Origin of the sequence: Mycobacterium florentinum (assembly GCF_010730355.1) — a bacterium.
Taxonomy (GTDB): Bacteria; Actinomycetota; Actinomycetes; order Mycobacteriales; family Mycobacteriaceae; genus Mycobacterium; species Mycobacterium florentinum.
Genome location: NZ_AP022576.1, coordinates 4,364,426 through 4,388,691, shown reverse-complemented (window position 1 = coordinate 4,388,691; position 24,266 = coordinate 4,364,426). Strand labels below are relative to the sequence as shown.

Sequence of the window (24,266 nt, the reverse complement as noted above, 5' to 3'; positions counted from 1 at the left end):
AGCCGAAATCGCGCAATTCCGCTGGGGGTACCTCCCGCTTGCGGGGGACTGCTCGGCTTGTCAGCCGTCAGCTGATGTCGTCGGCGGCGCCGCGGCCGGCGGCTCGCCCGCTGAAGATGCAGCCGCCCAGGAACGTGCCCTCCAGGGCGCGGTAACCGTGCACGCCGCCACCCCCGAATCCGGCCACCTCGCCGGCCGCATACAGTCCGGTCAGCGGGATGCCGCCGTCGGTGAGAACTCGCCCGCCCAAGTCGGTCTCGATGCCGCCCAACGTCTTTCGCGTCACGATGTGGAGCTTGACCGCGATCATCGGGCCGGCCTTCGGATCGGTCAACCGGTGCGGCGCCACCACCCGGCCCAGCCGGTCGCCCAGATATCCGCGGGCAGCGCGGATCGCGGTGATCTGACCGTCTTTGGTGAACTTATTGACGACCTCGCGATCGCGGGCCGTCACCTCGGCCTGCACCGTCGCGTAGTCCAACGGCGCCACATTGGGCAGCTTGTTCATCGCGGTTACCAACTCGCCCAACGAATCTGCGCTGACGAAGTCGACACCCCGATCGATGAACGCCTGGACCGGCCCGGGCGGCCCGGAGCTGGCCCGGTTACGGACCAATTGGCGCACGCTCTGCCCGGTCAGATCCGGGTTCTGCTCCTGCCCAGACAGAGCGAATTCCTTCTCAATGATCTTGGCGTTCAAGATAAACCAGGTGTAGTCATACCCGGATTTGGTGATGTATTCCAGCGTGCCCAGTGTGTCGAACCCGGGATACAGCGGAACCGGCAACCGGTTACCCGCCGCGTCCAGCCACAGCGACGAGGGGCCGGGGATGATCCGGATCCCGTGCAGCGGCCAAATCGGGTCGTAGTTGGTGATGCCCTCGGTGTAGTGCCACATCCGGTCGGGGTTGATCACGCGGGCACCGGCCCGCCGGGAAATGTCGATCATCCTGCCGTCCACATGCGCCGGCACCCCGCTCAGCATCTGCTCGGGCACGCGGCCCATCCGCTTCGGCCAGTTCTTGCGCACCAGATCGTGGTTGCCACCGATCCCACCGCTGGTGACGAGCACCGCAGATGCACGAAATTCAAATTGCCCCACCGCTTTTCGCGATGACGGCAGGCCGCGCGCGTCGGTCGACGGTTCCAGTACCGTGCCCCGAACGCCGGTCACCGCGTCGCCCTCGACGATCAATTCGTCGACCTGGTGCCGGTGCGCGAAGCGGACCGCCGAACGATCCCGCAGCTGACGGGCGAAGATGTCGACCAGCGCGGGCCCGGTGCCCCAGGTGATGTGGAACCGGGGAACCGAGTTGCCGTGTCCCTGCGCGTTGTACCCACCGCGCTCGGCCCAGCCCACCAGCGGAAAGATTTTCAGACCGCGCTCGCGCAGCCAGCTGCGCTTCTCCCCGGCCGCGAAATCCACGTAGGCGTGCGCCCATTGCCGTGGCCAGTAGTCTTCTTCGCGATCGAAAGCCGCTGTGCCCAACCAGTCCTGCAGCGCGAGCTCGTGACTGTCCCGGATGCCCAGCCGGCGCTGCTCGGGGCTGTCGACGAAGAACAGGCCGCCGAACGACCAGAAGGCCTGACCACCGAGGTTGGCGCTGTTCTCCTGGTCGAGGATCAGCACCCGCAAGCCGCGGTCCACCAGCTCGCAAGCGGCCACCAGACCTGATAGTCCCGCCCCGACAACAATCGCGTCAGCGGCGAAGCCGGCCGCCGAAGAATCGCTCATGTCGGACCAGGGTAGTGCCCCAAGCCAAGCGATTAATCAGACGGCTTATTCAGGCCGCGTCGGAGATCGCTTTGTCGGGCCGCCAGCGGTACACCGTCGGCTCGCACCCGTGCATCGAAGCGAGATCGACGGCGTCCAGCATCGCCTGCAGCGGGCCCGGCTTGCGCAACTGACGGGCGGCGACGGCCACCCGCACGATCCCGCCGCGACGCGCGATGCGCTCGGAGGACAGCACCACCATGCGGCACCACCACGGTTCGGTGAGGAATCCCTCGCCGATGCCGAGCACGCGGGTGCGCACGGTGGTGTGACGGACCAGGTCGGTAATACCGTGCAAGTCAGCCAGCAGCCGGAATCCATTGCCCGGCAACGCCTTAACGACGCCCGGTGAGACTGTCCAGCCCGGTGCGGCAAAGAGCCGGGTGCGTAGTCCGAGGTGCTCGAGCACCCGGTCGGCGGCCATCAGCCGCAGGTTGGCCTCGTGTGCCCGCAGGATGGCGAACTCGCCACGCCGCTTCTTGGTGGCGGCATCGTCGTAGCCGTGCAGCACGATGGCGTCACCGCCGGTGCGGCGGGCGGTCAGCCAGTCGACGGTGCGCGGGTCGTGGTCAAGCCGGTAGTCGCCGGACAGGCGCGGAGCGACCAGCAAGGAAACGGGCACCCTGCGGGAATCCATTTGCGCACAGAACGCCTCGACGTCGTCCAGGGTGCGCTCGCCAATCCCTGAGACCGAGACGATCAGTTTTCCAGACACAACCGCAGTTTGACGAGCGCAGGTTTCGGGATGGTGAAGGACACGCAGACTGCAGGCGTATATCGACGCGTATGCCAGATGTCACTTTCTGCTCCGATACGGCTTTCGCGCAACAGAGTTGGGCCTTTTCGTCCGATCGCCTTCACGCGCATCCGGCCCGCTGCGGGGCGACGGCCATACCGGCGCGCCATTGAGCAAACGCGAACCAGCGGCGGGATCGGAAAACGGTTCGATATGCTAAGCAACGCCATGGAAAAGGCCCGTTCCGCAGCGGGCGACGCCGCGCTGCCCCTTGCCCCCGCCGGGCTGCAGGGCGCCGAGGAACGCGTTTATCCGGACAAACTGGACCCCCCGCTGCTGCGGATTTCCGGCGTTTGTCTGTTGGCCACCATCATGGCGATCCTCGACGTCACCGTCGTCACCGTCGCGCAACGCACCTTCATCGCTGAATTCGAATCGAGCCAGGCCGTCGTCGCGTGGACGATGACCGGCTACACGCTCGGATTGGCGACCGTCATCCCACTGACCGGCTGGGCGGCCGACCGGTTCGGCACCAAACGGCTCTTCATGGGCTCGGTGGTGGCGTTCGTGCTGGGCTCACTGCTGTGCGCGGTGGCGTCAACGATATTGCAGCTCATCATATTTCGGATAGTGCAGGGCGTCAGCGGCGGCATGCTGATGCCGTTGGGATTCATGATCATGACGCGCGAGGCGGGCCCCGGGCGCCTCGGCCGGTTGATGTCGATCCTGAGCATTCCCATGTTGCTCGCCCCGATCGCCGGCCCGATCCTGGGCGGCTGGCTGATCGACACCTCCAGTTGGAAGTGGATCTTCCTGATCAACCTGCCGATCGGTCTGGCCACGTTCGTCCTGGCGTGGATCGTGTTCCCGCGAGATCACCCCGCTCGGTCGGAAACGTTCGACGTCATTGGCGGACTGCTGCTTTCACCCGGACTGGCGACGTTTTTGTTCTCGGTGTCGTCGATCCCGCGCTGCGGGACGGTTGCCGATCGTCGCGTCCTGATACCCGCGGCCATCGGCCTGGCCTTGATCGCCGCGTTCGTCGTGCACGCGTTGCGCCGCGCGGATCACCCACTCATCGATCTGCATCTGTTCCAGAACCCGGTTCTCACCCGGGCCAATGTGACGATGCTGCTGTTCGCCGGCGCGTTCTTCGGCGCCGGCCTGCTGCTCCCGAGTTATTTCCAGCAGGTGCTGCACCAGACGCCGATGCAAGCGGGAGTGCACCTGATCCCGCAGGGACTCGGTGCCATGCTCACCATGCGATTAGCCGGTCCCCTCGTGGATCGACATGGACCCGGCAAATACGTGCTGGTCGGTATCGCGATGATCATCGCCGGCTTGGGCACGTTCGCTTACGGTGTGGCCAGGCACGCCGGGTATGCGCCCACGCTGTTGATCGCGCTGACGATCATGGGCCTGGGAATGGGGTGCACGATGATGCCGCTCTCGGTGGCATCGGTACAGGCGTTGGCGCCGCATCAGATCGCCCGCGGCACCACGCTGATGAGCGTCAGCCATCAGGTGGGCGGCTCGATGGGAACCGCGCTGATGGCGATGATCCTGACCAACCAGTTCAACCGCAGCGACGACATCACCGCCGCGAACAAACTTGCTGCGCTACAGCAGCAGGCCGCAATCAGCGGCGTTCCGGTGGATCCGTCCCAAATACCACACCAGTCACTTGCCCCGAACTTTTCTGCAAATCTGCTGCACGATCTTTCGCACGCCTATACATCTGTATTCGTAGTCGCGTTGGTATTGGTGGCATTTACCATCATCCCGGCGTCATTTCTGCCGAAAAAGCCGGCCGTCCAAACAGCAATCGAATAATCTCGATTACCACTCTGAACTGCACCGTTATCATCTGCGGCGCGGTGGCGCGGAAATGATCTTGAGCATTGATTTGCCCGCGCATTGAATTCACGGCCGCAGGCGTCTAGAAGATGACGGCTATACAGACGGCGCGCTCATAGCAGTCCGTTTGCCTCCGCTTACTGAACCCGAATACGGCCAAAGCGACAAAATCACGCAACCGTCTCGATATGCTCGGTCGCATGCTCAGCGACGCCGTGGAACGAGCGCGCTCTGCAGCTCCCAACCTCGCGGTGCCCATGGCTTCGAGCGGGCACGCAGCTGCGGGCGCACGTGACTATCCCGACAAACTCGATGCCAAACTGTTCCGCGTCGTCTTCGTGTGCGGGCTGGCCGCCGTGATGGCGATTCTGGACACCACCGTCGTCGCGGTCGCACAAGGCACCTTCGTCAAAGAGTTCAACACCAGCCAGGCGGTCGTCTCCTGGACGGTGGCCGCTTACATGCTGGCCTTTGCCACCGTGATCCCGGTGACCGGGTGGGCCGCCGACAGGTTCGGCACCAAACGGCTCTTCATGGGTTCGGTCTTGGTGTTCATGCTGGGCTCGCTGCTGTGCGCGATATCGCCAAATATATTGGCGCTCATTATATTTCGAGTAATTCAAGGTATCGGAGGCGGCATGCTGATGCCGCTGAGCTTCGTGATCCTGACGCACGAGGCAGGCCCGCATCGGGTGGGTCGCCTGATGGCGATCGGCGGGATTCCGATCCTGCTCGGCCCGATCGGCGGGCCGATCCTGGGCGGCTGGCTGGTCGGCTCCTACGGCTGGCAGTGGATCTTCCTGATCAACCTGCCGATCGGGCTGGTCGCAATCGTCCTGGCGGCGATCACGTTTCCCAAAGATCGCCCGGCCCCGTCGGAAGCACTCGACGTCGTCAGCGTGCTGCTGCTACCGCCCGGCGTCACGCTTTTCCTCTCCGGGGTGTCGTTCATCCCGGCGGCCGACACGGTAACCGACTACCGCGTCTGGGCACCGACGATCACCGGTCTGGTGTTGATCGCAGCATTCGTCTTCCACTCCTTTCGCACCGACCACCCGCTCATTGACCTGAGGCTTTTCCAGAACCGGGTGGTCACACACGCGAATCTCGCCCTACTGGTCTTCGGGGCTCCGTTCATCGGGATCGGGCTGCTGGTCCCGAGTTACTTCCAGTTGGCGATGCACCAAACCCCGATGCAATCCGGAATGCATTTGGTGCCGGTCGGCCTCGGCGCCCTGTTGACGATGCCGCTCGCCGGGGTATTCATGGACAAACACGGACCGGGCAAGATCGTGTTGATCGGCCTCCCGGTGATGGCGATCGGCCTGGGCATCTTCACCTTTGGCGTCGCCACGCAGACCCCGTATACCCCGACACTGCTGATCGGGCTTGCGGTCATGGGCCTGGGTATCGGCTGCACCACGACGCCGCTGTCGGCGGCGGTGCTGCAGTCGCTGGCCCCGCACCAGGTCGCGCGCGGGACCACGCTGGTGACCGTCAACCAGCAGATGAGTGGCTCGATTGGGGCCGCGATCCTGGGCGTGATGCTGACTCAGCTGTTCAACCACAGCGACGCCCTGATCACCGCGAACAAGATGGTCTCAACGCAGCAGCAAGCCAGCGGGCAGAACACGCCGGTCGAGGCCTCGGCTTCCGCGTGGGACACCCTGGGCCCCGAGTTCGCGAACAACGTGTCGATCGCCCTCTCGCACGCGTACACGGCGGTGTTTGTGGTGGCCATCGCCATGCTGGTAGTAACGATCGTCCCGGCGGCATTCCTGCCGACGAGACGGCCGGAACCAGAGGAAGAGCCCGAGCCCGCCGAAGCGCCGGCCAACTGATCCGGCTTATCCCTCGAACAGCATCGTCGCGATCCGCAGCACGGTCTGCATTGGATCGGTCTCCTTGACCTGGGCATTGACCGCGTCATTGAGCCACAGCGTCGAAAACCCGTGCACCAGTGACCATGCCGCCAACTGCGCGCCCGCGGGGTCGGACTGCGCATGGGCATCACGCAACGTCGCCACGCCACGCGAGAGCTCGGCACCGGCGGCGGCCTCCGCGGCGGCCAGTTCGGCGTCCGCGACGTCCAGCAGTGACTTGTTGAACATCACCTGATAGTGGCCGGGATGTTCGATGGCAAACCGCACGTAGGCCAGGGCGGCATCGGCGAAGTGTCCCCGCGCGTTGGTGAGCGCCTCGGCCAGCAGCCGAAACCCCTGCGCGGCCAGTGCGGTGAACAATCCGCGGCGATCAACAAAGTGGTGGGCCGGCGCGGCATGTGAGACGCCCGCGCTGCGGGCCAGCTCGCGCAACGACAGCCCGTCCGCGCCGCGTTCGGCCACCAGAAGCGCGGCCTCGCTCAGGATCGCCGCGCGCAGGTCACCATGGTGGTAATTCGGACGGTCCATGGCGGCCAGCATACCGGCGACATCTTGACACTGACTAGATATGGACCTACCTTAGCCAAAACGGATCTTGTCATTGTCTAGATTGGAACTGAGATGGCTCCGCTGATCGCACTGCTGTTGGGCAGCATCGTCGCCCGAGTCGCCGGCTTGCTCGGCGTTGGTTATGTCGCCGGCTGGACCGCGGCGATCGCGGTCGGCCTGGCCGCCATGTTCGTCCTGACCGGAATCGCACACTTCGCGCCGCCGATGCGTCGCGACCTGATCGCGATCGTGCCGCCGCGGCTGCCCGCACCCGGATTGCTGGTCACCGTCACCGGCGTGCTGGAACTCGTGGGCGCGGCGGGGCTGCTGCTTCCCGCCACCCGGATGGCGGCGGCCGGGTGCCTGTTGCTGTTGCTGCTGGCCATGTTCCCGGCCAACGTCTACGCGTCCCGGATGCCCAATCCGCCCACGTCGATGACGACCCGGCTACCCCTGCGCACCGCCACCGAGATCGTTTTCCTCGCCGCTGCCGTAGCGGTCGCCGTCGGCAGCGGCTAGCAGCCACGCGTACTGGAACGCGGTTTCCCGCCAGCCCCGGTAGCGACCACTGACGCCACCATGGCCCGCGGCCATCTGCGTCTTGAGCAGCACCGGGCTTCCGTCGGTGTTGGCATGCCGCAACGCGGCTACCCACTTGGCCGGCTCCACGTAGTACACCCGGGTGTCGTTCAGCGACGTCATCGCCAGGATCGCTGGATACTTCTTGGTCTCGACGTTCTCATAGGGCGAATACGACTTCATGTACGCGTAGACTTCACTGTCGTTCAAGGGATTTCCCCACTCGTCCCATTCGGTGACGGTCAGCGGGAGCGAGGGATCGAGGATCGTGGTCAGCGGGTCGACGAACGGGACCTGAGCCAGGATCCCGGCGAACAGCTCGGGCGCCAGGTTGGCCACCGCACCCATCAGCAGCCCGCCCGCACTGCCACCCAACGCCACCAGCTCGTGCGGACGCGTCACTCCCGCGTCCACCAAATGCTGTGCCGCCGCAATGAAGTCGGTAAAGGTGTTCTTCTTCTCCAGCAGCTTTCCGTGCTCGTACCACAGCCGGCCCATCTCTCCCCCGCCGCGCACGTGAGCGATGACGAACACCATGCCGCGGTCCAGCAGCGACAACCGCGCGATGGAAAAGGTTGGATCCGTGCATATTTCGTAGGCGCCGTAGCCGTAGATGAGCGTGGGTGCCGGGAATTCGAGGCCGGCACGATGCACGATCGACACCGGGATACGGGTGCCGTCGGCCGCGAGCGCCCAGTCGCGTCGCTCGACGTAGTCGCTGGGGCGGTAGTCGCCGAGCACGGGCTGCTCACGCAACAGGGTGCGCTCGCCGGTGCCCAGGTCGACGTCGTAGACCCGCAACGGCGTCACGAACGATCCCGCCCTGATCCGCAGCTTGGGCGAAACCCAGTTCGGATTGGCGCCCAGGCCCGACGACATCAGCTCCGAATCGAACGCGATCTCCTCGGGATCACCGTACTCACCGTCGGAACCGATGGGCCACAACTGGATTCGTGGCAACGCCGCGCGCCGGTAACTGATCACCAGGTGACCGGCAAAGGCGTCCGCGGCTTCCAGGCGAACATCGTCGCGATGCTCGATCAGGGTGCGTTGCTGGGTGGGATCGCTGACCGGGGCCTCGGCGAGCATGAAGTTCACCGCTTGGTCGTTGTGCAGGATCAGAAAGCGATCCTGTCCGCCGACCACCGCGTGCTCCACCGAGTACTCGACACCCTCGCGGCGTGGCAGCACGACGGTGAACTCGGCCTGCGGGTCGGCGGCGTCGGCGTAGCGGATCTCGGAGGTGATCGACGATCCCGAGGCGATGAAGACGTAGGCCTCGCTTCGGCTCAGGCCCGCACCAACCCAAAACCGTTCGTCGGCTTCGTGATACACCAATTCCGACGGCTCTGACGAGCCCAGTCGATACCGCCATACCTTGTCCGGGCGGTGAGCGTCGTCCAGGGTCAGGTAGTACACGGTCCGGTTGTCGGCCGCCCACGTCACCCCGCCTGCGATATCGGCTATTTCGTCGGGGTACTTTTCGCCGGTGCGTAAGTCCTTGAACCGCAGCGTATACCGTTCGTCGCCGATGATATCGACGGAGTACGCGAGCAGATTCGCATCCAGGCTGACCAGGGCGGCGCCGAGGGAAAAGAAGTCGTGCCCCTCGGCTTCTTCGTTCGAATCGAGCAGCACCTGCTCGCCCGGTATCTCGGTGTTCTCGTCCAGAACAGGCGGAGCCCAGTCATCGGGATCTGGGACCGGACAACGACACTGGACGCGATACTGCTTGCCCTCGAAGGTGCGTGAGTAATACCACCAGTCGCCTTGCCTGGTCGGCACCGACAAGTCTGTTTCCTTGGTACGCGCCTTGATCTCGTCGAAGATCTTTTGCCGCAACGGTTCCAAGTGGGCAAGAGCCTGGTCGACGTAGGAGTTCTCCGCCTCGAGGTAGTCGATGACTTCGGGGTTCGACTTTTCGCGCAGCCACTCGTACGGATCGACGAACACATCGCCGTGGTGCTCGCGTGTGGTCTCCACCCGCTTCGCGACAGGTGGGGTGACAGACTCCGTCATGCGGCGGGGCCGATCCAGTCACCGAAGCTCAAACCGGAAATCCGTTCGTAGGCATTGATATAACGGGCACGGGTAGCGTCGATGATGTCTGCCGGCAACGGAGGTGGGGGTTGGGTGCCGTGGCGGTCCCAGCCGGATTCGGGGCTGGTGAGCCAGTTGCGGACGAACTGCTTGTCGAAACTGGTCTGGACCACCCCGACGCGATAGTCCTCGGCGGGCCAGTACCGCGAGGAGTCCGGGGTGAAGATCTCGTCGGCCAGCAGCAGGTTGCCGTCGCGGTCGGTGCCGAATTCGAACTTGGTGTCGGCAATGATGATTCCCCGTGTCAGGGCGTGATCGGCGGCCTGCACGTAGATCTGCAACGTGCGGTCGCGCAGCTGGTTGGCGCGTACCGCACCCACCATCTCGATCACCCGGTTAAAGGCGATGTTCTCGTCGTGATCGCCCAGCGCGGCCTTGGTCGCCGGGGTGAACAGCGGCTGGGCGAACTTGCTGGCCTCGACCAGCCCGGGCGGCAGCGTGATGCCGCAGACCTGGCCGGTCGCCTGATAGTCCAGCAGTCCCGAGCCGGTCAGGTAGCCGCGCGCCACACACTCCACCGGCATCATCTCCAGCTGACGCACGACCAGCGCGCGGCCCAGCACCTCGTCGGGGATGCGTGGGTCGTCCGGCGGTCCGGCCAGGTGATTGGGAGCCTCGACCAGGCCGAAGAAGAACACGCTCATCGCGGTGAGGATGCGGCCCTTGTCCGGGATCGTGCTGTCCAGGACGAAGTCGTACGCCGAGATGCGGTCGCTGGCGACCAGCAACAGGTGGCCTTCGTCGACGCGGTACAGCTCGCGGACCTTGCCGCTGGCCAGATGCTCGTAGTCCGACAGTGCGGGGCGCATCGCGTCAGCCTATCGGGAAGCCCACCCGGAGCCGGTAGCTGTGCTGGGATCGAGGTTATGAGATCGCGCTTCTTGCCCTACGCCACCACGCCCGGCCGATTGCTGGCCCAGCTGTTCAGCGACGCCGTCATCGTCGTGTGGACGGCGATCTGGTTGCTCGTCGGCACCGCCGTCTACGACGCCATCGTGACAATCGCCGACGCCGGCCGGCAGGTCGAGAACGGCACCCACAGCATCGCGGGGAGCTTGGCCTCGGCAGGTCATGGCGCACAACACATTCCGGTCGTCGGCGATACGGTCAGCAAGCCGCTCACCTCGGCCGGCGACGCCGCCGTCGAGATCGCGGGCGCCCTGCACGAGCTGGACACCACGGCCGGCTGGCTCGCGGTGCTGCTGGCACTGGCAGTCGTCGCTCCCCCGATCCTGATCGCCACCATACCGTGGCTTTACCTGCGGCTGCGGTTCTTCCGGCGCAAATTGACCGTGACCGCCCTGGCCGCCACTCCGGCCGGCGAACAGCTGCTGGCGCTGCGGGCACTGACGAATCGTTCGCCGGCAAAACTGGCCGCCGTCAGCGCCGATCCGGTCGGTGGCTGGCGACGCGAGGATCCCTTCACGATCCACGCGCTGGCGGCCCTCGAACTGCGCTCGGCGGGGATCACGCTTCGCGCGCGCTGACTCCCCCGCTACGCGTCGTGGAGTTCGACGACCAAATGCCGGATGCCGGTGTGGCGGTTGCTTCGCGTCCATTCGACGGGCCGCACCACCCGCACGGCGCCGAAGCGCGACAGCAGCTCCTCGTACAGCACGCGCAGCTCCAGGCGCGCCAGATTGGCACCCAGGCAGTAATGCACACCCTGGCCGAAGCCCAAGTGCGGATTGGGCTTTCGTCCGATGTCGAACTCGTCCGCGCGGTCGAAGACGCCGGCATCGCGGTTGGCCGAGCCCTCCCAGATCTGCACCTTCTGTCCGGCCTCGATCGACCGTCCGCCGAGGACGACGTCGCGGGTGGCGGTGCGCCGCTTGGACGGCGACGGCGACGTCCACCGCACCATCTCCTCGACCGCCGTCGGCAGCAGGCCGAAATCAGCACGCAGCGAGCGCAATTGCTCCGGATTCTCGGCCAGCGACAGCAACCCGCCCGCAACCGCGTTGCGAGTCGTCTCCGCGCCGGCGCTGAACAGCAGGCTGAAGAACAGATACACCTCGAGATCGGACGGGACCGGTCCGTCCACCTCGTCGACCGTCGCATTGGCCACCACCGACAACATGTCGTCGGTCGGATTGGCGCGTTTCGACGCGATCAGCTCCTGGCCGTAGTTGTACATCCGCGACCCGGCCTCTTCGGCGGACAGCTGCGATAGCGCGGCCTTGCGCGAGCCGCCAAAGTCGAATTGTGGCTCGATGGCCTCGAATAGCCAATGCCGTTCGGATTCAGGCACTCCCAGCAGGATGCAGATCATCTGCATCGGCAGTTCGGCGGCGATGTCGACGAGGAAGTCGAACGGTTCGCCGGGCACCACGTCATCCAGCAGCCGCCGGGCCCGGTCCCGCAGATCGTCTTCGACGGAGGAGATCATCCGCGGCGTCAACCCGGAGCTGACCAGCCGCCGAATCTGCGAGTGCCGCGGGTCGTCCATCATGTTGAGCACCTGACCCGCGATGGACAGGTCCTGCAACAGGGTCCCACCGAAGGGCCGGGCACCGCCGGTCACCGACGAGTATGTCACCGGGTCCTTCAGCACCGCAAGGCTTTCCGCGTAGGTTGCAACGGACCAGAAGCCCTCGCCGTCCGGCGTGTTGTCGGTCGGCTCGTGCCAGTAGACCGGCGCCTCGCGGCGATGCACGGCGAACAACTCGTGCGGAAAACCGTTGGCGAAGTTGTCCAGATCGGTGAAGTCGATCCCCGAGAGGGCGCCGGCGAGGGTCACAGGATTGCACCCGGAGCGTACTTGGCCGCATCCGGGTAGCGGCCCACCAACGAATCGACCTGCGCGGCAACCTCATCGACCTGATCGCCCGCGGCGCCTGTGAACGCCTTCTTGTCGGCCAGCGCGGCATCCAGCGCCGCGCGGTCCAGCGGCAGTCGCTCGTCGGCCGCCAACCGGTCCAGCAGATCGGGCTCGGCGCCGCGCTCCCGCATCGCCAACGCCGTTGCCACCGCGTGTTCGCGGATCACGTGGTGCGCGGCCTCGCGACCCATGCCGGCCCGCACGGCCGCGATCAACACCTTCGTGGTGGCCAGGAACGGCAGGTAGCGATCCAGCTCGCGCTCGATCACAGCCGGGTAGGCACCGAACTCGTCGAGCACGGTCAAAAACGTCTCGATCTGGCCGTCGATCGCAAAGAAGCTGTCCGGCAATGCAACTCGGCGTACCACCGAGCAGAACACGTCGCCCTCGTTCCACTGAGCGCCGGCCAGCTCGGCGGCCATCGAGGCGTAACCGCGCAACACCACCTGCAGCCCGTTGACCCGTTCGCAGCTGCGGGTGTTCATCTTGTGCGGCATCGCCGAGGAGCCGACCTGTCCCTCCGCGAACCCTTCCGTCACGAGTTCGTGCCCCGCCATCAGCCGGATGGTGTGGGCCATCGACGACGGCCCGGCACCCAGCTGCACCAGCGCCGAGAGCACGTCGTGGTCCAGCGAGCGCGGATAGACCTGCCCGACACTGGTCAAAACTGTTGCAAAGCCCAGGAATTCAGCGACACGCCGCTCGAGTTCGGCCAGATTGACCGCGTCGCCGTCCAGCAGGTCGAGCATGTCCTGCGCGGTGCCCATCGGGCCCTTGATGCCGCGCAGCGGGTAGCGGTCGATCAGCTCGCGCAGCCTGGTCAACGCGATCAGCGTCTCTTGGGCCGCGGACGCGAACCGCTTGCCCAGCGTGGTGGCTTGTGCGGCAACGTTGTGGCTGCGCCCGGCCATCACCAGATCGCGATACGTCACGGCCCTTTCGGCAAGCCGCGCGACGACCGCCACCCCGTGGGAGAACACCAGTTCCAGCGATCGCCGGATCTGCAGCTGCTCGACGTTCTCGGTCAGGTCGCGACTGGTCATCCCCTTGTGCACGTGCTCGTGACCGGCCAGGGCGTTGAATTCCTCGATGCGGGCCTTGACGTCATGCCGCAGCACCCGCTCACGCGCCGCGATCGAGGCCGGGTCGACGTCCTCGAGTACTCGCTCGTAATCGGCGACCGCTTCCGCGGGTACCGGAACTCCGAGTTCGGTCTGCGCCCGCAACACGGCCAGCCACAGCCGCCGCTCGGCGACGACCTTGGCCTCCGGCGACCAGATCCCGACCATTTCGGCGCTGGCATACCGGGCGGCCAGCACATTCGGAATGCTCACAAGCACACAGCTTACGGTCGGGGCCTTTCCCACAGACACCGCTGCATCGTCACGCTGACAAAACTCCGCGTCATACCCTGTCCCGGTGTACTACGCCGGCGTCGACCTCGCGTGGGGCATCCGCAACCCGACCGGTGTCGCCGTCGTCGACTCCGACGGTTGCCTGGTGAGCGCCGGCGCGGTCCGCGACGACGACGAAATCCTGGCAATGTTGCGCCCTTACGTGCGCCGGGAGTGCGTGGTCGGGTTCGACGCACCGCTGGTGGTGAACAACCCCACTGGCCAACGCCCGGCCGAGACCGCGCTCAACCGCGACTTTCGCAGGTTCGAAGCCGGCGCACATCCGGCCAACACCGGCAAACCCGAGTTCGCCAACGGTCCGCGCGGCGCGCGGTTGGCCGAAGTGCTGGGCCTCGACCTGGATCCGCGCTCGGCCACCGGGAGGCGCGCGATCGAGGTCTACCCGCACGCGGCGACCGTCGCGTTGTTCCGGCTGGAGCGGACCCTGAAGTACAAGGCCAAACCCGGCCGCACCCTCGAGCACCTCAAATCGGAGCTGGTGGCGCTGATGGAGGGCGTCGAGCGGCTTGCCGACACCGACGTTCCGGTGCGCGTCGCCGATCACCCCGACTGGGTCACTCTGCGCACACAGGTGACGACGGCGCAGCGCAAGAGCGAACTGCGTCGCGCCGAAGACCCGGTCGATGCGGTGGTCTGCGCCTATGTGGCGCTCTACTCCCACCGGTGCCCGGATCTCATCACGATTTACGGGGATCCGGCCAACGGGTACATCGTGACGCCGTCGCTGCCCGACGACCTGACCAGGCAGTGACGGTCAGATCCGTACCGGTCGCTCGTCGATGGGTGCCAGCACGTCGATGATGTCGATCACCGTTCCCATCGCCGCGGTGCGGGGGTCGCGGCCCTCGACCAGCGCGGACACCACCGAACCGTCGACCGCGCAGATCAAGGTGCAGATCAGCTCGATACGCACGGCGCGGCCGGATCGCTCGATCGCCTCGGCCACGGCGTCGGCACGCTGGCGCAGGCTGCGGCGCATCGTTTCGCGCAACGCGGTCAGTCGGGTGCAGGCGATGTTGCGCTCGTATCGCGATATCAGCTGCTCGACGAGGGTCTGATCCGAGAGGTCCCCGACCAGCAGGTCGACCAGTACCTCGGCGGTGGTCTCGGGGCCGCGGCGCCGCCGGGACAGCGCGTTGACCCGGGCTCGCAGCTGCGCCACCTCGATCATCGCGATGTGTTCGACCGCGCGGGCGATCAAGTCGTCAAGAGACGAGAAGTAATAGGTAGTCGACGCCAACGGCAGACCGGCCCGCTGCGCGACGGCCCGGTGGCGCACCGCTTCGAACCCGCCTTCGGCAAGCAGCTCGGCGGCAGCGCTCACTAGCGCATACCGTCGACGTTCTCCTTTCGGAGTAACCGCTGCAGTCACGAGTAGCCATCGTGCCAGTCAAAGTGGTACTGCATTGCCATTTCCGCTAAACGGCCATGGCATGATGGCCCGCATGCCCGACTTGAGCCGCCGCGCCGTGCTCGGTCTTGGTGCCAGCGCGGCAATAGGTGCGACCGGTGTGTTTGCGCTCGACAACCTGTTACACGCCAGACCATCTCGCAGCATTCCGGTGTCGAGGGCCGGCACTCAGGCTCCGTTGGCGCCGCCGCCCACCACGCCGCTGGCGCCCGCTCCCCCGGAAGACCCTGCACCGACGATGACGACCGGTTCCTTCGTCTCGGCGGCACGTGGCGGGATATCGACCAACTGGGCGATCGCCCGGCCGCCGGGGCAGACCAAGGCGCTGCGCCCGGTGATCGCGCTGCACGGCAAGGGCAATGACGCGGCCGGCGTGATGGCCGGTGGTGTCGAACAGGGTCTGGCCCAGGCCGTCGACGCGGGGTTGCCGCCATTCGCGGTCGTCGCCGTCGACGGCGGCGGCGGCTATTGGCACAAGCGCTCTTCGGGCGAGGACGCCGGCGCGATGGTGCTGAACGAGCTGATTCCGATGCTGGACAGCCAGCGGCTGGACACCTCGCGGGTGGCATTCCTGGGCTGGTCGATGGGCGGCTACGGCGCATTACTGCTCGGCGGCCGGCTGGGACCGGCGCGCACCGCGGCGATCTGTGCGGTGAGCCCGGCGTTGTGGATGTCTTCCGGGGCGGCCGCACCCGGGGCCTTCGACGGCCCCGACGACTTCGCGGCGAATTCGGTGTTCGGAATGCCGGCGCTGGCGTCCATTCCGATCCGGATCGACTGCGGCGACAGCGATCCGTTCTACGACGCGACCAAGCAATTCATCGCTTCGCTACCCAACCCGCCCGCGGGTGGTTTCTCGCCCGGCGGTCACAACCCCGCGTTCTGGAGCTCGCAGCTGCCGGCCGAACTGACCTGGATGGCACCGCTGCTGACGGCGTAAGTTTTCCGCCCCGAGCGTAACGCCACGCCGAAAAATCACGTCGAGATTAGCCGCAGCGCTACGCTCGCGTGGGTGAGCGCACCGTTCGACTGGAACTTCCCGTACGCCTGGCCACGAAAGCCCGTTCTGGGATCAAACGTCGTCTGCACTTCGCAACCGCTCGCCGCGCAAGCGGGCCTTCGGATGCTCGCCGAGGGCGGCAGTGCCGCCGACGCGGCCGTCGCGACCGCCATCGCGCTCACGGTGGTGGAGCCGGTGTCCAACGGCATCGGCTCGGATGCCTTCGCGATCGTCTGGGACGGCAAGCAGTTACACGGACTGAACGCATCGGGTCGTTCGCCGGCGGCCTGGACGCCGGAGTACTTCGGCGGCAACGATGTTCCCGGGCTGGGCTGGAATTCGGTGACGGTGCCCGGAGCGGTGTCGGCCTGGGTCGAGTTGCACGCCAAGTTCGGCAAGCTTCCGTTCGAGCGCCTCTTCGAGCCGGCGATCTCCTACGGCCGCAACGGCTTTCCGGTTTCACCGACGATCGCGCAGCAATGGGCGGCACAGGTGCCGCTGTTCGAATCGCAGCCGGGCTTCGCCGAGGCTTTTCTGCCCGACGGTCGGGCACCGAAACCCGGTGAGCGCTTTCGGCTTCCCGCGCATGCGGCCACCCTGGAAAAGATCGCCGCGACCAACGGCGAGGCGTTCTACCGCGGCGAACTGGCGGCCCAACTCGAAGCGCACGCAACGGCGAACGGCGGCGCACTGCGGGCCGGCGACCTCGCCGCGCACCGCGCCGATTGGGTGAACACGATCAGCGGAACCTACCGCGGCTACACCGTCCACGAATTACCACCCAACGGCCAGGGCATCGTGGCTCTGATCGCGCTCGGGATCCTCGCGAATTTCGACATGTCCTCGCTGTCCGTCGATTCCGCCGGCAGCGTGCATCTGCAGATCGAGGCGCTCAAGCTGGCGTTCGCGGACGCGCAGGCCTACGTCTCCGACATCGACCACATGGCGGTGCGCCCCGAGGAGCTGCTGGATGCGGGGTACCTGAAGCGGCGGGCCGCGCTGATCGACCACAATCGGGCCAAACCCGCAACAGCGGGTACCCCGCCCGGGGGCACCGTCTATCTCACCGCGGCCGATGCCGCGGGCGTGATGGTGTCGATGATCCAGTCGAACTACACCGGGTTCGGGTCCGGCGTCGTGGTTCCGGGCACCGGCATCTCACTGCAAAACCGCGGAGCGGGTTTCGTTGCTAATCAAGGACATCCGAATCAGGTCGGGCCCAACAAACGGCCCTACCAGACGATCATCCCGGGCTTCGTGACCAAGGACGGCGCGCCCGTGATGAGCTTCGGGGTGATGGGCGGTCCGATGCAACCCCAGGGCCACGTGCAGGTATTGGTCCGCATCGCCGACTACGGCCAGAATCCGCAAGCGGCCTGCGACGGCCCGCGGTTTCGCTGGGTACAGGGCATGCAGGTCAGCTGCGAGCCGGGTTTCGCGCCGTCGACGCTCGACGAATTGCGCCGGCGCGGGCACGACCTGCTCGCGGTGGACGACTACAACGCATTCGGCAGCTGCCAAGCGATTTGGCGCCTCGACGACGGGTATCTCGCGGCGAGTGACCCGCGCCGCGACGGTCAGGCCGTGGCTTTCTAGACATTGATTTTGCCTTCTTGCGCCAACAGGCCGATGTCGCTGCGGAAGTGGCTGCCCGGCAACCGAATTGAGTCGAGAATCCGATACGCTTCGGCACGCGCACCGGTCAGGTCGGCGCCGGTGCCCACCACCGACAGCACCCGCCCACCCGATGAGACGATGGCACCGTCGTCGCGCCGCGCCGTTCCCGCATGCAGCACCCCGTCTGCTTCGGATCCACCGATGACATCGCCGACCCGAGGACGTCCGGGATAGTTTTCGGCGGCCAGCACCACGGTCACGGCGGCGCCATCGCGCCAGCTCAACTCGCCGAAGCCGGCCAGCGCGCCGGTCCCGGCCGCGTAGAGCAGTTGCCCGAGCGGTGAATCCAGCAGTGCCAGCACCGCCTGGGTCTCCGGATCGCCGAAACGGCAATTGAATTCGACCACCGCGGGTCCCTTCGCGGTAATCGCAAGCCCGACATAGAGCAGTCCAGAGAACGGGCAGCCGCGCCGAACCATCTCGGCCGCAACGGGTTCGACGATGCCGCTGACGATTTCGCGGTACACGTCGCCGGGCAGCCACGGCAACGGCGCATAGGCGCCCATGCCACCGGTGTTCGGGCCGGCGTCGCCGTCACCCACTCGTTTGAAATCCTGTGCCGGCAGCAGCGGCACCACCGTCTCGCCGTCGACCACGCAGAACAGCGAAACCTCTGGGCCGTCGAGGAAGGACTCCAGCAGCACGGGGTGACCGGCCTCGAGCAGGCCGGCGCCATGGGCGCGGGCGGCGTCGCGATCCGCTGTCACCACCACGCCCTTGCCCGCGGCCAAGGAGTCGTCCTTGACCACCCAGGCCGGGTCGCCGGCGGGCGGCCCGAAGCGATCCAGGGCCGCATCCAAATGCGCCGGATTGTCCACGATTTCGCTGGAAGCGGTCCGCACCCCGGCGGCCGCCATGACCTCCTTGGCGAATGCCTTCGATCCCTCGATGCGGGCCGCGTCCTTGCCAGGCCCGAAGCAGGCGATTCCGGCGGCGCGCACCGCGTCGGCCACGCCGAGCACCAAGGGGACTTCGGGGCCGATGACAACCAGGTCGGCCCGGACCTCGCGGGCCAGCGCGACGACGTCCGCGCCGGAGGTGATGTCGACGTCGTGTTGCTCGGCCAGCCGGGCGGTGCCGGCATTGCCGGGAGCAATCGCTAGCCCCGTGACCTGCGGATCTCTACTCAGAGCCAGCAGCAGGGCATGTTCACGGGCACCGGAGCCGATCACCAGAACGCGCACGACAGGTCAGACTAGCGGCACCGCGTTACAGAATTTTCTCGAGCAGGTTTTTCAGCTCCGTTTGCTGCGCCGCGGTGAGACGTCCAAGACGCTTGTTGAACTCGGCGGACAGCAGCGCCAGGCCTTTCGCAGCGGCTTGGCGCCCGGGGGCGGTCAGCAGCAGGCGATGCCGCCGCAAATCGGACGGGTCGATCTCCCGGCGCACGAACCCGGCGGCCTCGAGCCGCTTCAGATAAAGCGTCACCGTCGCCTTCGGCATGCTCAACGCCGCGGCCAACTCTGCCGGATAGGGATGCTCGTTGATCTCGGCGAGCAGGAACAGCTCCTTGGACTCGAGCCCGAGCGCGCAGATGTCGGCCTCGGCGCACGATATGACCGAGAGCAGCACCCGATAGTTCAGCGACCAGATCTTGGCCCCGTCAACTGCAGACATTGACTTGCCAGATCGTTCAGCCGTGAACTAGTTTAGTAATGAACAACCTCATATCCGAACAATCTACCAGGAAGTCGCCATCATGCCTCTGGATCAATACGTGACACTCGGACGGTCCGGCTTGCGCGTCAGCCCCCTGTGCCTGGGCGCGATGACGTTCGGGGAGGACCTCGGCTGGGGCACCAGCGTGGAGGAATCTCAGCAGATCATCGATCGCTACACCGAACTCGGCGGCAACTTCATCGACACCGCCAACTTCTACACCCGCAGCCACTCCGAGAAGATCCTCGGCGACCACATCGGGCGCCACGCCGCGCGGCGCGATCGCCTGGTGATCGCGACCAAGTTCAGCGGCAACCTGTACCCCGGCGATCCCAATGGTGGTGGCGCGGGCCGCAAATCGCTGATCAGCGCCTGCGAAAACTCGCTGCGCCGCCTGCAAACCGACTACATCGACCTGTACTGGCTGCACATGTGGGACAAGAACACCCCGATCGAGGAGACGATGGCCGCACTCGACGACCTGGTGGCGGCCGGCAAGGTTCGCTACATCGGCGTTTCGGACACCCCGGCCTGGAAGATCGTCGAGGCCAACCTGATCGCCCGTTTCCGCGGCTGGTCGACCTTCATCGGCCTGCAGATCGAGTACTCGCTGCTCGAACGCACCGTCGAGCGGGAGCTGGTTCCGATGGCCAGCGAATTCGGCCTCGGCATCACGCCGTGGTCGCCGCTGAAAAACGGCGTGCTCAGCGGCAAGTACACCCGCCAAAATGCCGGTCAGCACGATGCCGGTCGCGGCCCACTCGTGGAGAGCTCGCTCACCGAGAAGACCTACGCCCTCATCGACGAACTCGAGATCATCGCCAAGACGCACGAGACGAACGTTGCCGCGGTGGCGCTGGCATGGCTGCGCGCCCAACCCGCCGTCTCGTCGATCATCGTTGGGGCACGCAGGCTCACGCAGCTCGACGACAACCTTCGCGCCGTCGACGTGAACCTGGCCGTCGAGGAACTGGCCCGGCTCGACAAGCTGACCAAACCGAGTCTTGGCTTCCCGCAGAACATGCTGGACATGGCTCCCGGCATGATCAATGGCGGCACAACGATCAATGGTGTAACTGCGCCACCCTCGGAATATGTGATGCCCGAAGGCGGCCAGCCTTACTGAGTCGGCCCCTAGTTGTCGGCCTTACCCGAGTTCATCTTGATCGCGGCTTCGACGTTGGCCTTCTTGTCTTCTCCGGCGCCCTTGGCCGCGGCCTTCTTGCGCTTTGCCACCACGGCCCCGACCGCCCCATTGAGCGCCGAGCCCAGTGGGAAGCCGAGATAGTGGGTCAGGAAGACGGCCATCTCCTTGAGTTCGTCCTCGGTGAGTTCGCCGTTGAGCAGTGCGGCGTTGATCTGGATCTCGGCCAGGTCGCGGCTTCCGACGGCGGTCACCGCCGTCAGCGTCATGATGCGTTTGTCGCGCATCGACAACCCCGGCCGGTTCCAGATGTCGCCGAACAGGTGATCCACCGTCAGGTCGAAGTAGGCGTCACCCTCGATGTTCGGCATCTCCCAGCCGTAGACCTCGTTCATCTTTTCGAGGCCCTTGCGGCGCAGCTCGTCCATTACGACTCTTTCTCTGTGTGCGGTACCCCAAGGCCGGCGGCTAGGCGTTCGTAGGCCAGTTGGGCAAGGGGCAGGTCCACCGATACCGCCTCGCCCAGGGCGAGCGCCAGGCTCAGGTCCTTCTCGCCAAGCCCGCGGGTATGCAGGAAGGGTTCGTACAGGAAGTTGCCCGGCTCAAGGTCTTTCATGTCCTCACGCACCATGATCGCACCGGGCCCGCTGGTAAGCGCGTCGGTGTGGCGCACCACCCGACCCAGCGCCTGCAGATCCAGGCCTGCCGCCGCGGCGAGTTTCATGGCCTCACACGCCGCGGCATACGAGGTGAACGTCAACATGTTGCGCGCCAGCTTCATTCGGGTGCCCGCACCCGGCTCGCCGGCATGAATGACCATCGAGGCCCAGTGCTTGAATGCCGGCTTGATCCGCTCGTAGACCTCACGCTCGGCGCCCACCATCGTGGCGAGCTCGCCCTTGGCCGCCGCAGCGGCCCCACCACTGACCGGCGCATCGACAACATGGATGCCTTGCGGTTTCAGTTCGGCCGCCAGCTCGACGGCGGTGGTGTCGCTGATCGTCGAGTGGATCGCAATGACGGTGCCGGGCTTCGCAGTCGCGGCCAATTCGCCGACGACCTCACGCACCTGGGCGTCGTTGAGCACGGTGATGTGGATGATGTCGGCGGCGGCGATGTCGGCCACGCTGTCGGCGCGGGCGGCACCCTCGTCCACCAGAGGCGTCATCGCCTCGGCGCGGATATCGTAAACCGTTACTCCACCCGGCCATTCGGTCATCTTGGTGGCCATCGGCGCGCCCATGTTGCCCAGCCCGATGTACCCCAGCTTGAGATCGCTCATGACCGGAAGATCTGTCCGCCGTCGACGTTGAAGATCTGCCCGGTGATCCAGGACGCCTCGTCGGACAGCAGAAACAGGCACATGCCGACGAGATCCTCGGGCTGTCCCATGCGCGACAACGGAATTCCCTTGACGATATCGGCAACCATCTCCTGCGGGGTCGTGGACCGGTTGGCCTCGGTATCGATGGGACCCGGCGCGATCGCGTTGATCCGGATGTTCTGGCCCCCGAGTTCGGTGGCCAGCTGCTGGGTGAGGCCGTTGATCCCGACCTTGGCCAACCCGTAGAAGTTCGAGTACAGCCAGGCGGCGGTGGACGACTGGTTGATGATCGCTCCGCCGCCCCGCTTGGCCATCTTCTTGTACACCGCGCGGGTACACCACAGCGCGCCATCGAGATTCACGCTCATGAACTTCTTGTAGTACTCGGGGTCGACGGTGATCAAGAAGTCCAGCTTCATGCCGCCGAAGATGGCGGCGTTGTTCACCAGGTAATCGATGCCACCGAACTCGGCCAGCGTGCGGTCGGCCATCTCCTTGGCCGACGCCGGATCCGACACGTCGACGGGCAGAGCCAGCGCGGTACCGCCCTCGCCCAAGATCGCGTCGGCCACTTTCTCGGCGCCCTGCAGATTGATATCGGCGACGACCACCGCCGCACCCTCCCGGGCCAGCGCCTCCACATAGGCCTGCCCGATACCGCCACCCGATCCGGTGACGATCGCGACCTTGTTCTCAAACCTCATGCTCTTCTGGCTCCCTTGGTTAAACCGCTGTCGCGATGGTCTTGGTCTCCAAGTACTCCTCGAACCCGGCCAGACCCATCTCGCGGCCGTTGCCGGATTGCTTGTACCCGCCGAACGGCGCGTCGGCCGAATACCACACGCCGCCATTGACATTGATCGTGCCGGCGCGCACCCGCGCGGCGGCCCGCGCCGCCCGCTCCGGGTCGGCGCCGAACACCGTGCCGGACAAGCCGTATACCGAGTCGTTGGCGATGCGAATCGCGTCGTCGTCGCCGTCGTGCGGGATCACGGTCAGGACCGGGCCGAAGATCTCCTCCTGCGCGACGCGGGCGTCGTTGCCCAGCCCCGCGATCACGGTGGGCTCGATGAAGAAGCCGACTTGACGATCCGCCGGCCGGCCGCCGCCGGTGGCGAACGTCCCGCCCTCGGCGATCGCCGAGTCGAGGTAGCCCTGGATCCGATCGCGCTGGCGCGCGGAAATGACTGGACCGCAAATGGTTCCGGGGTCGGTCGGGTCACCGGCCTTGATGCCGCCCATCGTCGCGGCGGCGATGGAGACGGCCTCGTCATACTTGGCCCGCGGCACCACCAGCCGCGTGGTGATCGCGCAGCCCTGTCCGGCGTGCATGCACACCGAGAAGCCCGCGACGCCCACCGCGCCGGCCAAGTCGGCGTCGTCGAGGACGATGAACGCCGACTTGCCGCCCAGCTCGAGGAAGACCTTCTTGATGGTCGCGGCGCCGTCGGCCATCACGGCGCGGCCGGTGGCAGTCGACCCGGTGAACGAAACCATATCCACCCGAGGGTCTTTGGACAACATCGCGCCGACACTGTGGTCGCTCGAGGTGACGATGTTGATCACGCCCGGCGGAAAGTCGGTGTGCTCGGCGATCAGTTCGCCGAGCACGGCGGCACACCACGGGGTGTCGGGGGCGGGCTTCAGGACGACGGTGTTGCCGGCGGCCAGGGCCGGCCCGATTTTGGCCAGGTTGATCTGGTGCGGAAAGTTCCACGGCGTGATGGCACCGACGACACCGACGGCCTCGCGGGCGATGGTGCGCCGGGTGGGGATGCCCATCGGCTTGGCCTCACCGAGATCCTGTGTGTATTCGTACGATTCGGCGGTATCCGCCGCGAACGCCAAGTCGTTGACCGGGACTTCAAGCTGCGCGATCCCGGTGAGCATCCGCGGCGCGCCGACTTCGGCGATGGTCATGTCCCGCAGTTCCTCGAGGTGTTGCCGCATCGCCTCGCGCAGCTGGCGTACACACCGCACCCGCAGTTCGGTGTTGCGCGACCAGTCGGTCTCGTCGAAGGCACGGCGCGCGGCATCGATCGCGCGGCTCATGTCTTCCGCGTCGGCGTCGGCCGCAACTCCCAGCACTTCTTCCGTCGCCGGGTTGATGGTCGGGAAGGTACCGGCACCGCCGGGCGACATCTTGCCGTCGATGAAGAGTTCACTCACGCCGTCGGCCAACAAGGCCATCTCTCGCTCCCGTCTGTGCGTGGCAAATCCACGGGGCGAAATCAATCCGCCCATTCGAATGGACAGTTGTCCGATAATGCCCCATGGCACCATAGCCTTCGGGCTATCAGCGGTGCAAGAGCCGATCTCGAAACCGGCGGCATACTC

At 66.0% G+C, this 24,266-nt stretch carries 22 protein-coding genes; 8 read left to right on the top strand and 14 right to left on the bottom strand.

Features of this window, described 5'->3' with window-relative positions:
• Positions 1–67: 67 nt before the first annotated feature.
• Entirely contained in the window at positions 68–1,735 is a 1,668-nt protein-coding gene (locus G6N55_RS20795; protein WP_085223551.1) for an FAD-binding dehydrogenase, read from the bottom strand.
• A 49-nt stretch (positions 1,736–1,784) separates the two neighbouring features.
• Positions 1,785–2,489, bottom strand: coding sequence for a DUF2334 domain-containing protein (locus tag G6N55_RS20790; RefSeq protein WP_085223549.1), 705 nt, complete (start codon positions 2,487–2,489; stop codon positions 1,785–1,787).
• Between the two features lie 234 nt (positions 2,490–2,723).
• On the opposite strand from G6N55_RS20790, the gene G6N55_RS20785 reads away from it, so the two are divergent.
• Positions 2,724–4,343, top strand: coding sequence for a DHA2 family efflux MFS transporter permease subunit (locus G6N55_RS20785; RefSeq protein WP_232078803.1), 1,620 nt, complete (start codon positions 2,724–2,726; stop codon positions 4,341–4,343).
• 224 nt (positions 4,344–4,567) lie between these two features.
• A complete protein-coding gene (locus G6N55_RS20780) occupies positions 4,568–6,208 on the top strand; it encodes a DHA2 family efflux MFS transporter permease subunit (protein ID WP_085223958.1) in 1,641 nt (546 codons plus the stop codon).
• A gap of 6 nt (positions 6,209–6,214) precedes the next feature.
• On the opposite strand, the gene G6N55_RS20775 is transcribed toward G6N55_RS20780, so the two are convergent.
• Entirely contained in the window at positions 6,215–6,778 is a 564-nt protein-coding gene (locus G6N55_RS20775) for a TetR/AcrR family transcriptional regulator (RefSeq protein ID WP_085223960.1), read from the bottom strand.
• 93 nt (positions 6,779–6,871) lie between these two features.
• Here G6N55_RS20775 and G6N55_RS20770 point away from each other — a divergent pair, with 93 nt between their 5' ends.
• Positions 6,872–7,318, top strand: a complete 447-nt coding sequence (locus G6N55_RS20770; protein WP_085223545.1) for a DoxX family protein — start codon at positions 6,872–6,874, stop codon at positions 7,316–7,318.
• On the opposite strand, the gene G6N55_RS20765 is transcribed toward G6N55_RS20770, so the two are convergent.
• Together G6N55_RS20765 and G6N55_RS20760 are read right to left on the bottom strand one after the other, a co-directional pair.
• Complete coding sequence (locus G6N55_RS20765) at positions 7,247–9,397, bottom strand: S9 family peptidase (RefSeq protein WP_085223543.1); 2,151 nt, start codon at positions 9,395–9,397, stop codon at positions 7,247–7,249. The genes G6N55_RS20770 and G6N55_RS20765 overlap by 72 nt on opposite strands.
• On the bottom strand, positions 9,394–10,287 hold the full coding sequence (locus G6N55_RS20760) for a phosphoribosylaminoimidazolesuccinocarboxamide synthase (protein ID WP_085223541.1): 894 nt from the start codon (positions 10,285–10,287) through the stop codon (positions 9,394–9,396). Before G6N55_RS20760 ends, G6N55_RS20765 begins: the two co-directional genes overlap by 4 nt.
• A gap of 57 nt (positions 10,288–10,344) precedes the next feature.
• Between G6N55_RS20760 and G6N55_RS20755 the strand changes: the two genes are divergently transcribed.
• Positions 10,345–10,965, top strand: a complete 621-nt coding sequence (locus G6N55_RS20755; protein WP_085223539.1) for a hypothetical protein — start codon at positions 10,345–10,347, stop codon at positions 10,963–10,965.
• An 8-nt stretch (positions 10,966–10,973) separates the two neighbouring features.
• Here G6N55_RS20755 and G6N55_RS20750 read toward each other — a convergent pair whose 3' ends face one another.
• Positions 10,974–12,218 (bottom strand): cytochrome P450, encoded by a 1,245-nt coding sequence (locus tag G6N55_RS20750; protein ID WP_085223538.1) that lies wholly within the window; start codon positions 12,216–12,218, stop codon positions 10,974–10,976.
• Positions 12,215–13,633, bottom strand: a complete 1,419-nt coding sequence (purB, locus tag G6N55_RS20745; protein ID WP_085223536.1) for an adenylosuccinate lyase — start codon at positions 13,631–13,633, stop codon at positions 12,215–12,217. Before purB ends, G6N55_RS20750 begins: the two co-directional genes overlap by 4 nt.
• Positions 13,634–13,718: 85 nt before the next feature.
• On the opposite strand from purB, the gene G6N55_RS20740 reads away from it, so the two are divergent.
• Positions 13,719–14,465 carry a DUF429 domain-containing protein gene (locus tag G6N55_RS20740; protein ID WP_085223534.1) on the top strand — a complete coding sequence of 249 codons (747 nt, stop codon included), beginning with the start codon at positions 13,719–13,721 and terminating at the stop codon, positions 14,463–14,465.
• A gap of 3 nt (positions 14,466–14,468) precedes the next feature.
• On the opposite strand, the gene G6N55_RS20735 is transcribed toward G6N55_RS20740, so the two are convergent.
• Positions 14,469–15,086 (bottom strand): TetR/AcrR family transcriptional regulator, encoded by a 618-nt coding sequence (locus tag G6N55_RS20735; RefSeq protein WP_036471656.1) that lies wholly within the window; start codon positions 15,084–15,086, stop codon positions 14,469–14,471.
• 61 nt (positions 15,087–15,147) lie between these two features.
• Here G6N55_RS20735 and G6N55_RS20730 point away from each other — a divergent pair, with 61 nt between their 5' ends.
• Positions 15,148–16,065, top strand: coding sequence for an alpha/beta hydrolase-fold protein (locus G6N55_RS20730; RefSeq protein WP_085223532.1), 918 nt, complete (start codon positions 15,148–15,150; stop codon positions 16,063–16,065).
• A gap of 72 nt (positions 16,066–16,137) precedes the next feature.
• Positions 16,138–17,721 (top strand): gamma-glutamyltransferase family protein, encoded by a 1,584-nt coding sequence (locus G6N55_RS20725; protein ID WP_085223530.1) that lies wholly within the window; start codon positions 16,138–16,140, stop codon positions 17,719–17,721.
• Here G6N55_RS20725 and purD read toward each other — a convergent pair.
• Together purD and G6N55_RS20715 are read right to left on the bottom strand one after the other, a co-directional pair.
• On the bottom strand, positions 17,718–18,986 hold the full coding sequence (gene purD, locus G6N55_RS20720) for a phosphoribosylamine--glycine ligase (RefSeq protein ID WP_085223529.1): 1,269 nt from the start codon (positions 18,984–18,986) through the stop codon (positions 17,718–17,720). The two genes, G6N55_RS20725 and purD, sit on opposite strands and share 4 nt — an antisense overlap.
• Positions 18,987–19,011: 25 nt before the next feature.
• The gene (locus G6N55_RS20715) at positions 19,012–19,419 is read right to left on the bottom strand and encodes a MarR family winged helix-turn-helix transcriptional regulator (protein ID WP_085223527.1); all 408 of its coding nucleotides are present in this window, start codon (positions 19,417–19,419) and stop codon (positions 19,012–19,014) included.
• A gap of 82 nt (positions 19,420–19,501) precedes the next feature.
• On the opposite strand from G6N55_RS20715, the gene G6N55_RS20710 reads away from it, so the two are divergent.
• Positions 19,502–20,587 (top strand): aldo/keto reductase, encoded by a 1,086-nt coding sequence (locus G6N55_RS20710; protein WP_085223525.1) that lies wholly within the window; start codon positions 19,502–19,504, stop codon positions 20,585–20,587.
• A gap of 8 nt (positions 20,588–20,595) precedes the next feature.
• On the opposite strand, the gene G6N55_RS20705 is transcribed toward G6N55_RS20710, so the two are convergent.
• The 4 genes from G6N55_RS20705 to G6N55_RS20690 are packed head-to-tail and all read right to left on the bottom strand — an operon-like array spanning position 20,596 to position 24,119.
• Positions 20,596–21,033 (bottom strand): carboxymuconolactone decarboxylase family protein, encoded by a 438-nt coding sequence (locus G6N55_RS20705; RefSeq protein ID WP_085223523.1) that lies wholly within the window; start codon positions 21,031–21,033, stop codon positions 20,596–20,598.
• A complete protein-coding gene (locus G6N55_RS20700) occupies positions 21,033–21,887 on the bottom strand; it encodes an NAD(P)-dependent oxidoreductase (RefSeq protein ID WP_085223522.1) in 855 nt (284 codons plus the stop codon). The genes G6N55_RS20705 and G6N55_RS20700 overlap by 1 nt, the downstream gene beginning before the upstream one ends.
• Positions 21,884–22,633 carry an SDR family oxidoreductase gene (locus tag G6N55_RS20695; RefSeq protein WP_085223520.1) on the bottom strand — a complete coding sequence of 250 codons (750 nt, stop codon included), beginning with the start codon at positions 22,631–22,633 and terminating at the stop codon, positions 21,884–21,886. Before G6N55_RS20695 ends, G6N55_RS20700 begins: the two co-directional genes overlap by 4 nt.
• 19 nt (positions 22,634–22,652) lie before the next feature.
• Positions 22,653–24,119: an aldehyde dehydrogenase gene (locus tag G6N55_RS20690; RefSeq protein ID WP_085223518.1), complete on the bottom strand. Its 1,467-nt coding sequence runs from the start codon at positions 24,117–24,119 to the stop codon at positions 22,653–22,655.
• Positions 24,120–24,266 lie beyond the last annotated feature (147 nt).

Excerpts from the sequence above, each read along its gene's own strand:
- G6N55_RS20795 (WP_085223551.1), bottom strand. The coding sequence starts at position 1,735 with ATGAGCGATTCTTCGGCGGCCGGCTTCGCCGCTGACGCGATTGTTGTC.
- G6N55_RS20785 (WP_232078803.1), top strand. The coding sequence starts at position 2,724 with ATGCTAAGCAACGCCATGGAAAAGGCCCGTTCCGCAGCGGGCGACGCC.
- G6N55_RS20780 (WP_085223958.1), top strand. The coding sequence starts at position 4,568 with ATGCTCAGCGACGCCGTGGAACGAGCGCGCTCTGCAGCTCCCAACCTC.
- G6N55_RS20775 (WP_085223960.1), bottom strand. The coding sequence starts at position 6,778 with ATGGACCGTCCGAATTACCACCATGGTGACCTGCGCGCGGCGATCCTG.
- G6N55_RS20770 (WP_085223545.1), top strand. The coding sequence starts at position 6,872 with ATGGCTCCGCTGATCGCACTGCTGTTGGGCAGCATCGTCGCCCGAGTC.
- G6N55_RS20765 (WP_085223543.1), bottom strand. The coding sequence starts at position 9,397 with ATGACGGAGTCTGTCACCCCACCTGTCGCGAAGCGGGTGGAGACCACA.
- G6N55_RS20760 (WP_085223541.1), bottom strand. The coding sequence starts at position 10,287 with ATGCGCCCCGCACTGTCGGACTACGAGCATCTGGCCAGCGGCAAGGTC.
- G6N55_RS20755 (WP_085223539.1), top strand. The coding sequence starts at position 10,345 with ATGAGATCGCGCTTCTTGCCCTACGCCACCACGCCCGGCCGATTGCTG.
- G6N55_RS20730 (WP_085223532.1), top strand. The coding sequence starts at position 15,148 with ATGATGGCCCGCATGCCCGACTTGAGCCGCCGCGCCGTGCTCGGTCTT.
- G6N55_RS20715 (WP_085223527.1), bottom strand. The coding sequence starts at position 19,419 with ATGTCTGCAGTTGACGGGGCCAAGATCTGGTCGCTGAACTATCGGGTG.
- G6N55_RS20710 (WP_085223525.1), top strand. The coding sequence starts at position 19,502 with ATGCCTCTGGATCAATACGTGACACTCGGACGGTCCGGCTTGCGCGTC.
- G6N55_RS20705 (WP_085223523.1), bottom strand. The coding sequence starts at position 21,033 with ATGGACGAGCTGCGCCGCAAGGGCCTCGAAAAGATGAACGAGGTCTAC.
- G6N55_RS20700 (WP_085223522.1), bottom strand. The coding sequence starts at position 21,887 with ATGAGCGATCTCAAGCTGGGGTACATCGGGCTGGGCAACATGGGCGCG.
- G6N55_RS20695 (WP_085223520.1), bottom strand. The coding sequence starts at position 22,633 with ATGAGGTTTGAGAACAAGGTCGCGATCGTCACCGGATCGGGTGGCGGT.
- G6N55_RS20690 (WP_085223518.1), bottom strand. The coding sequence starts at position 24,119 with ATGGCCTTGTTGGCCGACGGCGTGAGTGAACTCTTCATCGACGGCAAG.